Below are 13,430 nucleotides of genomic sequence, written 5' to 3'. Positions count from 1 at the left end.
GGCGCGTGCGAAACCCAAACGATCCGCGACATACCGGATACCCCGCCAAGCCTTGCAACTTGGGTTCCGCATCATCGACGCCGCATCATCGGTACCCGGATGTCACGAACGCTTGACCCTGCGGTCGCCCCTTTTTGATGGCGATTTTGCGTTTGTAATTACTGATGTGCAGACCGCAGGAATCGCTGGGGGCGATTTTCGCATCAGCATATTCCAACGGAACAGAGATCAATGGCAAGGCGTCGCGTTTGGAAGCGCTGGCTGGGGACGCCCGATCATCTAAATCTTGAACGACGGCAACGATCCGATGTCCGCAATCGGTCGAAATTTGACAGCGCGCGTGTGACCCGACACAGCGCGCACATGACCCTGTCGATCCGCCCCGCCACCGCCGCCGACCTGCCCCAGATCGCGCAGTTCATCCGCGACCTCGCCGACTATGAAAAGCTCGCGCACGAGGTTCGCTTCGACGAGGCGAAGCTCGGCGAGAAATTATTCGGCCCGCGTCCCTATGCCGAAGTCCTGATCGGCGAGATCGACGGACAGGCGCAGGGCTTCGCGCTCTTCTTCCACAATTTCTCGACCTTCGAGGGCCGCCCCGGCATCTATCTCGAGGATCTGTTCGTGCGCCCCGACGCGCGCGGCTCGGGGCTCGGCAAGGCGCTGCTCGTGCATCTCGCGGGCCTTGTCGTCGCACGCGACTGCGCGCGGCTCGAATGGTCGGTGCTCGACTGGAACGCCCCGGCAATCGGCTTTTACCAGAGCCTCGGCGCCAGGTTGATGGACGAATGGACCGTGATGCGGGTCGATGGCGACGCGCTGACGAAGCTCGCCGCTTCCAGTGCTTCGTCACCCCCGGCGCAGGGCACGTGACACGGGGCACGTGACTCGTCCGGCTTGATCCGGGGTCCGGGCAACGTCCGTCGGATGGATGCCGGATCAAGTCCGGCATGACGACAAGGGGCAACCCTGACGTTGTCCGGCGCGTTCCCCAATGATGATCGATCACACCGGACTCGTCGTCACCGACCTCGCCCGCGCCCGCGCCTTCTATGACGCGATCGGCAAGCCGCTCGGCCTCGTCACCGCCGACAATGGCGACCAGGCCTTCGTTTTCGGCAAGAGCAAGGACCAGCCGATCCCCTATCTCTGGATCGGCACGCTCCGTCCGAGCTATTGGGCCGAGGGCTCGCGCGCCGGGATCAACCAGATGCACGTCGCGCTGATCGCGCCGTCGAGGGACGCGGTACACGCGTTCCACGAAGCCGGCATCGGCGCGGGAGGCACCGATCATGGCACCCCCGGCCCGCGCGAAGGCGCCGAAGGCTATTATGGCGCCTTTCTGCTCGACCCCGACGGCAACAATATCGAGGCCTGTTTCCGCGAAAATCTGCCCTATCTGCGCACTGCCTAGCGCGTCCCGCGGGGCTTGCGCCGCTCCATCGGCCAGCTCGGCATATGCGCGTCCGACAGCGTCTTCGCCTCGGCAGGCGCAACACCAAGCTCGGTCAGCGCGCGCGCCAGCGCATCCGCCGGCGCCACCGCGATATCGGGCAGCACGCCCTCGCCTTCCCAATCCTTGCCCGTCACCGGATCATAGGTTCGCCCGACCGGGATGAAGGCGCCATAACCGCCACCGAGGTCCTCGCCGCGCCCGAAATGATTGGCGCCCGCGGTCGGCGCGCCGACGAGCGTGCCGCGCCCGCTATGCTTCATCGCAAGCGCGAAATGCTCGGCCGCCGACGCGCTCGCGCCCGAGGTGAGCACATAGATCCTGGCATCGCGCAGCCGCGCGTCGGCATTCGGCGTCGCCCAATGTTCGCGCGCGACCATGCCCGCATCGCCCTTCGCCATCCGCATCGACGGCACCCCGGCAATCGGCGATCCGCCCTCGGCATCGACCGACGCGCGCGTCGCCATCGTCACCAGCCGCGTTTCCTTGCCGAACAGCCACGGGAAGATCACGTCCATCTGGTCGAGCCCGCCACCATTATGCGTGCGGATATCGAAGATGATCGCCTTCGCATCGGCATGATCGGCCATGAACTTCGCCGCCTGTGCGGTGACGGCCTCGTCCTGCGGAAAGACATTGAACCGTATGAAAGCGATCCCCGGCGCGATCCAGCCTGCCTGCTCGACCGGCACCTTCTTCGGCCGCGGCGCGGGCGTGGTGCCACCCGGTGCAGGAGCGGCTGCCCCCGTCGCCGCTTCGGGAACACGCAGCCGCAAATGGCCGTCGGGCAACACCGCGTCAACATCGCTGTCGATCGCGGTGCCCAGCGCCTCGCCGCTCAGCGTCCGGTAGCGTCCTGCTGCAATACCCGCGCGGATCGCATCGGCGTAGCGCTTGCCGGTTTCGGGATAGAGATAGTCGCGTTCGAGCAGCGCCGCATATTTCTCCGCGATCGTATCGGCGCTGATCTCGTCGGCGGCCATCGCAGGCGGCGGTGCAAGGACGGGCCCGATCGCCATGGCGGCGGCGAGCAGCAGCGCGGGTAAAATACGCGACGAACGAATCATTCCAGTCTCCAGTCCAGCCCCGGCCGGATCGGAGTGTATCATAACAGCAATACAGATCAACTACGTTTGTAGTCGACTTGATCGCCGGAGTTTCAGCGTTTGCGCGCGAACCAGACCAGAAAGATGCCGACGACGGCAAGCACGATGCCGTTGCGCGTCCATGTCGTATCGCCCAGCATGAAGCTGCTCGCCGGCCAGCGTATGATGTCGAGCCCCTGCAGCGCCCAAAGCCCGCCGACGAGGATCGCCGCGACCCCCACGATCGCCAGGATGCCTTTCAATGCGCCCATGACCTTCTCCCCTATTGACGCTGCAATCCGATCAGCGGCCGCAGCCAGCCGATGCTGCGCCCGATCCGGTAGAAAAGCCAGCACCCGCTTACCGTCGCGGCAACCAGCAGGACGAAGCTCGGCAGCGCGCTCACACCGGCGCGCAGCAGATACCAGCCGGTAACGACGATGATTGTCTGGTGGATGATGTAAAAGGGGAAGACCGCTTCGGCAAGCATCGCGCGTCTGGAATGGTCGCGGTTCCAGAAACGGTCGGCGATTCCGACCAGCGCGACGATCGTCGTCCACCCCTGCACCTGATGCGCGATATCGAACGCCGTCCGGCCCCATTCGGGGCTCTGCGCGCCGCTGAGCCACAGGCACAGGATCGCCGCGACGACCGCGAACGCCGCGACGCCGATCGCCAGCGCGGCGCGCCACCAGCGCGCCACCGTCCCGAACAATAGCGGGCGCACGCGCAGCAGCCAGCCCACGAAAAAGGGCATCAGATAATGGAGATGTGACGGGCCATCATCGACCAGCGCATGCGTTTCCTCATGCCCCGGAAACAGGGCAAGCAGCAGCAGCCACCAGGCAAGCGGCAGTGCGAGCAGTCCCCGGCCGCCAAGCAACCGCGCCGCGCCATCGGCGACCCTTGCGCGCACGGCCGTCGGCACCCACGCCAGCACCGCCGCGGCGAGCATCGTGTACACCCACAGATAGACGACGAACCACAGATGCTGCCACGTCGGCAGCACGATGCCATCGAGCGTGCCGAAACGGAAATAATCGCCGACCCAGAAAGCGCCGAGGCTCTTCGCATAGCCATGCTGCGTGACCAGTTCGATCCACGGCTGCGGCGGGATGACGACGAGGATACCGAAGGCGAGCGGGATGAGCAGCCGCGCGCTGCGCGACCGCATAAAGGCGCCGCTGCTGCCGAGCTTCGCGAACAGCGCCGCGCTCGCATAGCCCGACACGAGGAACAGCAAGGGCAGCCGCCAGCTGTTCGTCGCGAGCATCGGCAGCTGCACCCAGTCAAGCGGCTGCGCGATCTTCACGTGCCAGCCCCACGGCACGAAATACATGCCGATGTGATAGAGGATGAGGAGGCCGAACGCCGCGATCCGCAGCCAGTCCATGCCGTGATGGCGTCCACCAGTCATGCTGTCCCCCTCCCCGTCATTGCGAGGGCCGAAGGCCCGCGGCAATCCAGAATGGCCCAAACCGCCCTAGATTGCTTCGCTTCGCTCGCAATGACGAGCCTTTTTCTACGAACGGCTGTTCAGCACTCGCCAAGCCAGCTCCGCAAACTCGCACAGCAGCGGCCGCGTGTCGCGCGGGTCGATGATATCCTCGACCCCGAACTTCTCCGCCGTCCGGAAGGGCGAGCGCACGCGATTGAGACGCTCGCGGATCGTTTCCAGATGCGCCGCCGGGTCCTCGGCGGCTTCGAGCTCGCTCTTGTACGCAACCTCGACCCCACCCTCGATCGGCAGGCTGCCCCAGTCGCCCGACGGCCAGGCGAAGCGGTACTGGAAGCGCTCGGCGTTCGACATCGCGCTGCCTGCGATTCCGTATGCGCGCCGCACCACCACCGACGCCAGCGGCACCGTTGCGCGATAGATCGCGTTCATCGCCTGTACCCCGTACCGGATCGTCCCCGTCCGCTCGGCCTCGCCGCCGATCATGAAGCCCGGATTGTCGACGAGATGAACGATCGGCAGCCGGAACTGGTCGGCCATCTTGACGAACCGCTCGGCCTTCTCGCTCGTCTTCGCGTCCCACGAGCCGCCGAGGTACGACGGATCGCTCGCGAGCACCGCGACCGGCCAGCCGTCCAATCGCGCGAACGCCGTGATCACCGCGCGCCCCCAGCGCGCGCCCATTTCGAAAAAACTGCCCTGGTCGAACACCGCGTTCGCGATGCGCCGCATCGAATAGACCTGTTTCGCCTCGCGCGGCACGACCGACAGCAAAGCCTCCTCGCGCCGGTCGACCGGATCGCGGCATTCGGTCCGCAAGGCGCGGTCGTGGATCGACGACGGCAGGTACGACAGGAAGCGCCGCGCCGCCGCGAACGCCTCGGCCTCGCTCGCCACCTCGTCATCGACCACGCCGTTGCGTGTGTGCACATCGACCCCGCCCAGTTCTTCGCGATCGAGCGTATCGCCGATCGCCGCCGCCACCGCAGGTCCCGCCGCGAACAGTTGCGACAGCCCGCGCACCATGACGCTGTAATGGCTTGCGACCACCCGCGCCGCGCCCAATCCAGCCGTCGGCCCGAGCGCCAGCGCGACCACCGGCACCGTATCGAGGTTCGCGATGATCTCGTCCCAGCCGGGCACGTGCGGGATATAGGTATAGCCCATATCCTCGAGCGTCTTGACCGATCCGCCGCCACCGGTGCCGTCGATCATGCGGATCAGCGGCAGGCGATATTGATGCGCCATCGCCTCGCACTGGATAAACTTCCTGTGCAGCGCCGCATCGGCCGCGCCGCCGCGCACGGTGAAATCGTCGGCCGAAGCGACCACCGGCCGACCCTCGATATTGGCGCGCCCGAAGATGAAATTGGACGCGGCGAGATCTTCCAGCTCACCATCGGTGCCATATTTGCCGCGCCCGGCGATCTTGCCGATCTCGCGAAAGCTGCCCGCGTCGACGATCCCCGCGAGCCGCGCCCGCGCGTCCATCTTGCCGCGGCCGTGCTGCCGCGCGACCTTTTCCTCGCCGCCCATCTTCTCGGCCATCGCGCGCCGCGCGGCGAGTTCGTCGATTTCTTTTTTCCAGCTCATGGCTGAAGGCTATCTTACGTTGACGGAAACGTCATGCAAAACCTATCGTCGGGGACATGGCTCGAACAATCGCCCTCATCGCCGCCCTGATCGCGCTGACACCCGCCGCAGCGAGCGAAACTCGCACGATTCCCGGTGTCGAAGACCCCTATAAGAGCGAGGCCTTCGTTGCCGACCCGGTGCCGGCCATCGACGCGGCGCTCGTCAAAGCGCGGCAATCGGGCAAGCCCGTCCTTCTCGTCATGGGCACCGGTGGCTGCCACGACAGCGCATGGCTCGCGAACCTCCTCGCGACCGATCGCTTCGCGCCCGTCCGCGACCGCTACGAGATCGTTTTTGCCGACATCGGCATGCCCCACATCCGCGGCCTCGGCCGCAATCCCGATGTACCAAAGCGCTTCGACTTCCGAATCAAGGGCACGCCCACCGTCGCGATCCTCGATGCGGGCGGCCATGTCCTCAACCGCAAGACCGCGCCCAAGTGGCGCAACGCCGCGAGCCGCAGCGACGACGAAATCTATAACGAGTTGATGGGTCAGGGGAGAGAGCAATGACCGGGATGAACCTCGCGGGGCGCACCGCCCTCGTCACCGGCGCCTCGCGCGGCATCGGCCGCGGCATCGCGATCGGTCTCGCCGAAGCGGGCGCCGACGTCGCGGTCAACTACACGCGCGGCGAGGACGCCGCCGCCGAAACCGTCGCCGCCATTCAGGCGCTCGGCCGCAAGGCGAAGGCCTATCGGGCGTCGGTCACCGACGAAGCCGCCTGCGCCGCGATGGTCGCTGCGGTCGAGGCCGACTTCGGCCCCATGTCGATCCTCGTCAACAACGCCGGCATCGCCAGCCGCGGCCAGTCGGTCGCCGATACCGATCCCGCCGAGGTCGACAAGCTCTTCGCCGTCCATGCCGCCGGCCCGCACCGTCTCAGCCGTCTCGCGCTGCCGCAGCTCCGCACCCACGCGCGCAGCGACATCATCGTCATTTCGAGCATCGCAACTTACGTGAACTCGCCGAATGGCGCGCCTTACACGATGGCGAAGGCGGCAGGCGAAGCCTTCGCGCTGACCCTCGCGAAGGAAGAGCTTCGCAACGGCGTCCGCGTCAACATCGTCGCCCCCGCGCTCACCGTCAGCGACATGGGCGAAAAGCTCTCGCGCGCGATCACCGGCAACGACGACATCCACCACCTCGACACCAAAATGCCCTTTGGCCGCGTCGCCGTGCCCGCCGATGTCGCGGCAGCGGTCGTCTGGTTCGTCAGCGATGCGAACAGCTATTGCTCGGGCCAGAAACTCAACATAGACGGCGCAGGACAGGCGACATTCCGATGAAACACATTCTTCTCGCGGCGTCCTTCGCCCTCGCGCTCGGCGGCTGTGCAACCGCGCAATCCAAAGAGGCGCGTCCGGCCGCCGACAAACCGGCGCCCGACGCGCCGATGTTCGAGGCGACCGAGGTCGAGAGCCGCGGGTCGGTGACCGTTGGCGGCGTCGCGATCCCGTATCGTGCCGTCGCAGGGACGCTCGTCATCCATCCGAAGGGCTGGGACGATACGGTGCCGATCGAACGCAAGCGCGACAAGGACGCTGCGGAGGATGTGCCGAACTCCGAAGCGTCGATGTTCTACACCGCCTATTTCAAGGACGGCGCCCCTGCCGAGAGCCGTCCCGTCACCTTTCTCTTCAACGGCGGGCCGGGGTCGCCGACGCTCTGGCTCCATATGGGCGCCTATGGCCCCGTGCGCGTCGAGACGCCCGATCTGGTGCACGGCAGCGCGCCCTATCGCACCGTCGCCAACGACCAGAGCCTGCTCGACGTCTCGGACCTCGTCTTCGTCGATGCCCCCGGCACGGGCTTCAGCCGCGTCGCGGGGAAAGACAAGGACAAGGCATGGTTCGGGGTCGACCAGGACATCCACGCCTTCACCGTGTTCGTCCGCGATTTCCTGTCGAAATATGGTCGCTGGAAATCGCCCAAATATCTCTACGGCGAAAGCTACGGGACGATGCGCGCGGCGGGGATGACGCTCGCGCTCCAGAAACAGGACATCGACCTCAACGGCGTGATCCTGCTCTCCGACATCTTGAACTGGGACCTGCTGCCCGACGATCCGCAGGTCAATCCCGGCGTCGACCTTCCCTATGTCGTGACGCTTCCGACCTATGCCGCGACCGCCTGGTATCACAAGCGCGCCGGCGTCGGCCGCGACCTCGCCTCCTGGCTCGCCGAGGCCGAAGCCTTCGCGACCACCGACTATGCGCTCGCGCTGATGAAGGGCAACGATCTCCCCGACGCCGAACGGCAGGCGATCGCCACAAAGCTTCACGCCTATACCGGGCTGCCGGTCGACTATCTCGTAAAGACCAACCTCCGTATCCAATATGGCGCGCTGCAAAAGGAACTGCTGGCCGACCGGGGATTGACGACCGGGACGCTCGATACGCGCTTCACCGGCGCGACGCTCGATCCGCTCTCCAAGGTCGCCTCGAACGATCCGCAGGGCGCCGCGATCGGTGCCGCCTATACCGCCGCGTTCAACGATTATGTCCGTGGTACGCTCGGCTATGGCGCGGGGACGCATTATGAGGGCGGGCTCGATGTATATTCCAGTTGGGACTATAAGCACCGCCCGCCCGGCGCCGACCGCGCGCTGATTGCGCTGCCCAATGTGCTGCCCGACCTCGCCGTTGCGATGAAGCAGAATCCGAAGATGAAGCTGCTCGTCACCGGTGGCTATTTCGACGTCTCGACCCCCTATTTCGCCGGTCGCTACGAACTCAGGCACCTGCCGGTGCCGAAGGAACTGCAGGCGAATATCGCGTATAAATATTATACCGCCGGCCACATGGTCTATGTGAAACCCGAACTTCTGGCCGAAATGCGCACCGACGCCGCCGACTTCATCCGCCGGACCGACGGGATCGACTAGCGCCTGTCTGGCTGACGCTACCGGTTCTCGGCCGGGAGGAGATGGCTACTTTGGGGTGGGAGCTGCCAATTGTGTACCCCGGCGGAAGCCGGGGCCCAGCGCGGAAACACGCTAGGTTCGCGTTGGAATTCTGGACCCCGGCTTTCGCCGGGGCACACATCTCTATCGGCAAATAGCGGCTGAGAGCCGCCATTCCCCGACGCGAGAGTAAAATCGACCGCGACGAATACCTTTGCAGCCCGCTAGAGCCCTCCCCATGCGTCCCGATTCGCCCTCGCCCATCATCCCCTTCCTGGTCGCGTGCGCGGGGATCGCGACCTTTTCGGCGATGGACGTGCTGATGAAGGGCCTGTCGATCGGCATCGGCGCCTATAACGCCGTGCTCTGGCGCACCGGCACCGGCACCCTCGTCGCCGGTCTGCTCTATTTCTCAAGCCGCCCCAAATGGCCCGACAAGGCGACTATGCAGATCCATGCGTGGCGCTCGCTCTTCGTCGCGGGCATGGCGCTCAGCTTCTTCTGGGCACTCGCGCGACTGCCGATGGCGGAGGCGATCGCGCTCGCCTTTGTCGCACCGCTGATGGCGCTCTACATGGCCGCGGTCTTCCTCGGCGAGAAGATCGGCCCGCGTTCGATTGCCGCCTCGATACTCGGCCTTTGCGGGGTGGTCGTCATCGTCGCGGGGAAACTCGGCGGCAGCGATTACAGCGACGAAGCCCTGCTTGCGGTCGGTGCGGTGTTCCTCTCGGCAATCTTCTACGCCTACAACCTCATCCTCGCGCGGCGGCAGGCAAAGATGGCCGAGCCAATGGAGATCGCCTTTTTCCAGAATTTCTTCGTCGCCGCGATCCTCGCGCTCGGCGCACCATGGTTCCTCGCGGTTCCGGGCGCGAGCCACGCGCCGCACATCCTCGGCGCCGCCGTGCTCGCGACCACGTCGCTCCTGCTTTTGAGCTGGGCCTATGCGCGCGCCGAGACGCAGATCCTCGCGACGACCGAATACACGGGCTTCCTCTGGGCGATGCTGTTCGGCTGGTATTTCTATGACGAGGCGGTGACGCTGCCGACCTTCGCCGGCGCGCTGCTGATCGTCGCCGCCTGCCTGATCGTCGCGCGCAAGGCGCCGCACGGCGATCCGATCGAGCCGGCGGCGGCTTAGGAAATTATCTCACACGAAGACACAAAGAGGACGGTTCACCGACATTACGTCCGCTCGACACCGCAGGCGCCCTCAAAAACACTACGCGCGACAGGCAACTATCATGGCGCATGATGCCACCTTCTTTATGTCTTTGTGTGAGTCAAAAATCACACCGCCGCCCTTGCCAACCGGTCGTTGATCGCCGCGCCCAGCCCCTCGACCGGGATCGCCGCCACCGCAATCTTTGCCTTCGCGCTTGCCGCCCCGGCATGCAGCGCATCGAACAGCCGTGCCGCCGCCTCGGTCAGGTCACCCGCCGCGCTCAAATCATAGTCGCCCGCAACCGCGCCGAACCCGATGCCATACTCGTCATCCGCGAAATCCACAGCGCCCAGCCGCACCGGCTTGCCCGGCGCATAATGGCTCGCGAGCATCCCCGGCGCGACGATCTCCGATCCCTTGATCCCCGCCACGGCAAGCCCGCTGGATTCGGCGAGCATGTCCGTCGTCACCGGTCCCGGCCGCAAGATCTCGACCGCACCATCCTTCACCCGCGCAATCGTCGATTCCACGCCGGCCGTCGTTGGCCCGTCGTCGATCACCAGCGCGATTCGGCCGTCGAGGCTTGCTAGCACATGTTCGGCCTTCGTCGGGCTCACCCGCCCGCTCGCATTGGCGCTCGGCGCCGCCAGCGGTGCCCCCGTTTCCGTCAGCAAAGCCTGCATCGCACGATGCCCCGGCACGCGCAGCGCGATCGTATCGAGCCCCGCCGTCGCGATACTCGCGACCGGGCAATCTTCCGTGCGCGGCACCACCAAGGTCAGCGGCCCCGGCCAGAACGCTTCCGCCAGCACCCGCTCGACCGCCCCGAACACGCCCAGTTTTTCAGCCGCCGCCAAGTCCGGCACATGGACGATCAGCGGATTGAAATCGGGCCGCCCTTTCGCGGCGTAAATCCGGGCCACCGCTTGCGGGTTTCGCGCGTCGGCGGCGAGGCCGTACACGGTCTCGGTCGGCACCGCGACCGGCTGCCCCTCCCCGATCAGCCCCCCGGCGCGCGCCATTGCCTCCGCACCGAAACGGCGGATATCGGTGTTCATGCGCGTTTGACCGTCGGCCATGCCGCGCTATAGCGCCCGCGCAACGATATTCACCAGGAAAGTCGGCCCATGACCTATACGCCGCCCACCACCGAACAGCTTTTCGTCCTGAGCCATATCGCGCGCGTCGACGCGATGGCGAGCCACGAGCGCTTCGCCGCCGCGACCCCCGACATGGTCGAGGCGATCGTCACCGGCATCGGCGAGTTCGCCGCCGACGTCTACGCCCCGCTCAACCGCGTCGGCGATACGGCGGGTCCCAAATGGGACAATGGCAAGGTCACCATGCCCCCGGGCTTCAAGGACGCCTACAAACAGTTCGTCGAGGCGGGCTGGGGCAGCATCGACGGCCCCGGCGACTATGGTGGGCAGGACCTGCCCTTCACCCTTGCGACCGTGGTGATCGAGGCGCTCGGCAGCGCGAACATGGGCTTTTCGCTGTGCAGCATCCTGACCCCCGGCGCGATCCACGCGCTGATGGCCTATGGCACCGAGGAACAGCGCCAGACCTGGCTTCCCAAGCTGATCACCGGCGAGTGGAACGGCACGATGAACCTGACCGAGCCCGCCGCGGGCAGCGATGTCGGCGCGCTGCGCTCGACCGCCGAAAAGGTTACCGAGGGCGAGCATGCCGGCCTCTACAAGATCAAGGGGCAAAAGATCTTCATTACCTTCGGCGAGCATGACCTCACCGACAATATCGTCCACCTCGTCCTCGCGCGCACCCCCGGCGCACCCGAGGGGACGCGCGGCATCTCGCTCTTCCTCGTCCCCAAATACCGCCTCGATGCGGACGGCAATCCGACGATCGGCAACGGCGTCCATTGCGCCTCGATCGAGCACAAGCTCGGTATCCATGGCTCGCCGACCGCGGTGATGGTCTATGGCGAGGACGAGGATTGCCTTGGCGAGATCGTCGGCGACGAAATGGGCGGCATGCGCGCGATGTTCGTGATGATGAACAACGCGCGGCTGATGATCGGCTGCCAGGGTATCCAGATCGGCGAACGCGCGACGCAGCAGGCGCAGCGCTTCGCCGCCGAACGCGTCCAGTCGGCGCTCGCGGGCTCGCCCGACCGCACGCCGGTGACGATCGACCAGCACCCCGACGTGCGCCGCATGCTGTGGCGGATGCGCGCGCAGACCGAGGCCGCGCGCGCGCTGACCTATTATGCCGCGGCGCAGATCGACTTCGGCAAACTGGGCGACGAGGCCGCCGCGATGCGCGCCGATATCCTGATCCCGCTCGTCAAGGCGCACGCGACCGACATCGGCTGCGAAGTCGCGAGCCTCGGCGTGCAGGTCCATGGCGGCATGGGCTTTATCGAGGAAACCGGCGCCGCGCAGCATTATCGCGACGCACGCATCGCCCCGATCTACGAAGGCACGAACGGCATCCAGGCCGCCGACCTCGTCGGACGCAAGCTCGGCATGGCGGGAGGCGATCTCGTCCGCGGGCTGATCGACGATATCGCGCGCGGCGGCGCCGATTTCCCCGAGCTCCAGCAGCTCGTCGACGCGTGCCGTGCGGTCACCGACTGGATGGTTTCGGCAAACACCGGCGACCGGCTCGCGGGCAGCTATCCCTATCTCACGATGCTCGCGACGGCGACGTGCGGCTGGCTGATGGCGATCCAGCACAAGGCCGCGCGCGCCGCGCTCGATGACGGCAACGGCGACCGCGCCTTCCTCGAAGCGAAGATCGCCTCGACGCGCTTCTATCTCCAGCAGATCGTCCCTGGGGCGACCGGCCTCGCCGCGTCGGCGCTCGCGGGCGACGCGGCGCTGGAACCTTTGCCTTCTATCGCCTGAATCGGCCGAAATCCTGCGCTTTCGCCCGATCGCGCAGCGCAGGATTTCGTTCATAATTAACGCGATGATAACCATCTGCGACTAGGCACGACCGGCAATTGCTGGAGACGTGCGTGCCCATTCCGGTCAAAAGTCTGATCATCAGCTGGCGATCCATCGGCCTGTCGCTGCTCCTCAGCGTCGTCGTGGGGCTGGCCGCAGTCAGCGAACCGCTCGACCGGATAATCGAGGCTGCGATCGGCCGCGTCGCGTGGCGGCCGGTGTCAGGCGACATCGTCGTGGTCTCGCTTGACGACCGGACGCTCGACGAAGTCGCCGACCGCAATTTTTCGATGACGCAGCACGCGCAGCTGGTCCGCGCGATCGACAAGGCCGGCGCAAAACGCCTGTTTATCGACTTCACCTACGACCGCCGCGAACGGGATCCCGATTTCCCCGTGCTGACGAAGGCGGTCAAGCAGATGGGCGACCGCGCCATCCTCGCGGTCGCAGCGAAGTCGGCGCGCAGCGGTGATTCCGAACTGGCGCATTTCCCCAGTCCCGCCTTCGGCACTGCGGCCCGGATCGCCTGTATCGGATGGGAATATGAACTCTGGCAGGTCTGGCGGATACCGATCACGCTCGACGTCAACGGGCGCACCATTCCCAGCTTCTCGTCGCTGCTCGCCAACCGGCGATCGGACAAGGCCGGGGTTTATGCCCTCGACTACTCGTACCGGACGAGTTCGATCACCGATTATAGCGCCAGCGATGTCCTGTCGGGAAAAGTCTCCCGCGAACTGGCCGGCCGCGACGTGATCTTTGCACCGACGGCAGCGGAATTTCAGGACAGCCATTATCTGCCCGGGCACGACCGTGTTCC

At 65.9% G+C, this 13,430-nt stretch carries 14 protein-coding genes; 9 read left to right on the top strand and 5 right to left on the bottom strand.

Features of this window, described 5'->3' with window-relative positions; translation table 11 throughout:
• The 3 genes from VGD20_RS13925 to VGD20_RS13915 form a co-directional block, all read left to right on the top strand.
• On the top strand, positions 1 to 283 hold a 283-nt coding region (locus VGD20_RS13925; protein WP_331135021.1), incomplete at its 5' end, for a hypothetical protein.
• 80 nt (positions 284 to 363) lie between these two features.
• The gene (locus tag VGD20_RS13920; protein WP_331135022.1) at positions 364 to 873 is read left to right on the top strand and encodes a GNAT family N-acetyltransferase; all 510 of its coding nucleotides are present in this window, start codon (positions 364 to 366) and stop codon (positions 871 to 873) included.
• A gap of 121 nt (positions 874 to 994) precedes the next feature.
• Positions 995 to 1,414, top strand: coding sequence for a VOC family protein (locus tag VGD20_RS13915; protein ID WP_331135020.1), 420 nt, complete (start codon positions 995 to 997; stop codon positions 1,412 to 1,414).
• On the opposite strand, the gene VGD20_RS13910 is transcribed toward VGD20_RS13915, so the two are convergent.
• The 4 genes from VGD20_RS13910 to VGD20_RS13895 all read right to left on the bottom strand — a co-directional run bounded on the left by VGD20_RS13910 (position 1,411) and on the right by VGD20_RS13895 (position 5,587).
• Positions 1,411 to 2,520: a S41 family peptidase gene (locus VGD20_RS13910; protein WP_331135019.1), complete on the bottom strand. Its 1,110-nt coding sequence runs from the start codon at positions 2,518 to 2,520 to the stop codon at positions 1,411 to 1,413. The two genes, VGD20_RS13915 and VGD20_RS13910, sit on opposite strands and share 4 nt — an antisense overlap.
• Before the next feature lie 92 nt (positions 2,521 to 2,612).
• Positions 2,613 to 2,810, bottom strand: coding sequence for a hypothetical protein (locus VGD20_RS13905; protein ID WP_331135018.1), 198 nt, complete (start codon positions 2,808 to 2,810; stop codon positions 2,613 to 2,615).
• Between the two features lie 11 nt (positions 2,811 to 2,821).
• Positions 2,822 to 3,955, bottom strand: a complete 1,134-nt coding sequence (locus VGD20_RS13900; RefSeq protein ID WP_331135017.1) for an acyltransferase family protein — start codon at positions 3,953 to 3,955, stop codon at positions 2,822 to 2,824.
• A 105-nt stretch (positions 3,956 to 4,060) separates the two neighbouring features.
• Positions 4,061 to 5,587 carry an acyl-CoA carboxylase subunit beta gene (locus VGD20_RS13895; RefSeq protein WP_331135016.1) on the bottom strand — a complete coding sequence of 509 codons (1,527 nt, stop codon included), beginning with the start codon at positions 5,585 to 5,587 and terminating at the stop codon, positions 4,061 to 4,063.
• 56 nt (positions 5,588 to 5,643) lie between these two features.
• Between VGD20_RS13895 and VGD20_RS13890 the strand changes: the two genes are divergently transcribed.
• The 4 genes from VGD20_RS13890 (at position 5,644) to VGD20_RS13875 (ending at position 9,674) form a co-directional block, all read left to right on the top strand.
• Entirely contained in the window at positions 5,644 to 6,141 is a 498-nt protein-coding gene (locus tag VGD20_RS13890) for a thioredoxin family protein (protein WP_331135015.1), read from the top strand.
• Positions 6,138 to 6,917: an SDR family oxidoreductase gene (locus tag VGD20_RS13885; RefSeq protein ID WP_331135014.1), complete on the top strand. Its 780-nt coding sequence runs from the start codon at positions 6,138 to 6,140 to the stop codon at positions 6,915 to 6,917. Before VGD20_RS13890 ends, VGD20_RS13885 begins: the two co-directional genes overlap by 4 nt.
• Positions 6,914 to 8,515, top strand: coding sequence for a S10 family peptidase (locus VGD20_RS13880; protein WP_331135013.1), 1,602 nt, complete (start codon positions 6,914 to 6,916; stop codon positions 8,513 to 8,515). Before VGD20_RS13885 ends, VGD20_RS13880 begins: the two co-directional genes overlap by 4 nt.
• A 256-nt stretch (positions 8,516 to 8,771) precedes the next feature.
• The gene (locus VGD20_RS13875; RefSeq protein ID WP_331135012.1) at positions 8,772 to 9,674 is read left to right on the top strand and encodes a DMT family transporter; all 903 of its coding nucleotides are present in this window, start codon (positions 8,772 to 8,774) and stop codon (positions 9,672 to 9,674) included.
• A 149-nt stretch (positions 9,675 to 9,823) separates the two neighbouring features.
• Here the strand turns inward: VGD20_RS13875 and VGD20_RS13870 are convergent, their stop codons facing one another.
• Complete coding sequence (locus tag VGD20_RS13870; RefSeq protein WP_331135011.1) at positions 9,824 to 10,777, bottom strand: L-threonylcarbamoyladenylate synthase; 954 nt, start codon at positions 10,775 to 10,777, stop codon at positions 9,824 to 9,826.
• Between the two features lie 48 nt (positions 10,778 to 10,825).
• On the opposite strand from VGD20_RS13870, the gene VGD20_RS13865 reads away from it, so the two are divergent.
• Together VGD20_RS13865 and VGD20_RS13860 are read left to right on the top strand one after the other, a co-directional pair.
• Positions 10,826 to 12,568 (top strand): acyl-CoA dehydrogenase, encoded by a 1,743-nt coding sequence (locus VGD20_RS13865; RefSeq protein ID WP_331135010.1) that lies wholly within the window; start codon positions 10,826 to 10,828, stop codon positions 12,566 to 12,568.
• 113 nt (positions 12,569 to 12,681) lie between these two features.
• On the top strand, positions 12,682 to 13,430 hold a 749-nt coding region (locus VGD20_RS13860; RefSeq protein ID WP_331135009.1), incomplete at its 3' end, for a CHASE2 domain-containing protein.

The sequence above is a fragment of the Sphingopyxis sp. genome (genome assembly GCF_036402335.1).
GTDB lineage: Bacteria > Pseudomonadota > Alphaproteobacteria > Sphingomonadales > Sphingomonadaceae > Sphingopyxis.
The sequence above is the reverse complement of the archived record's forward strand: the minus strand, read 5'-3'. Positions and strand labels throughout refer to the sequence as shown.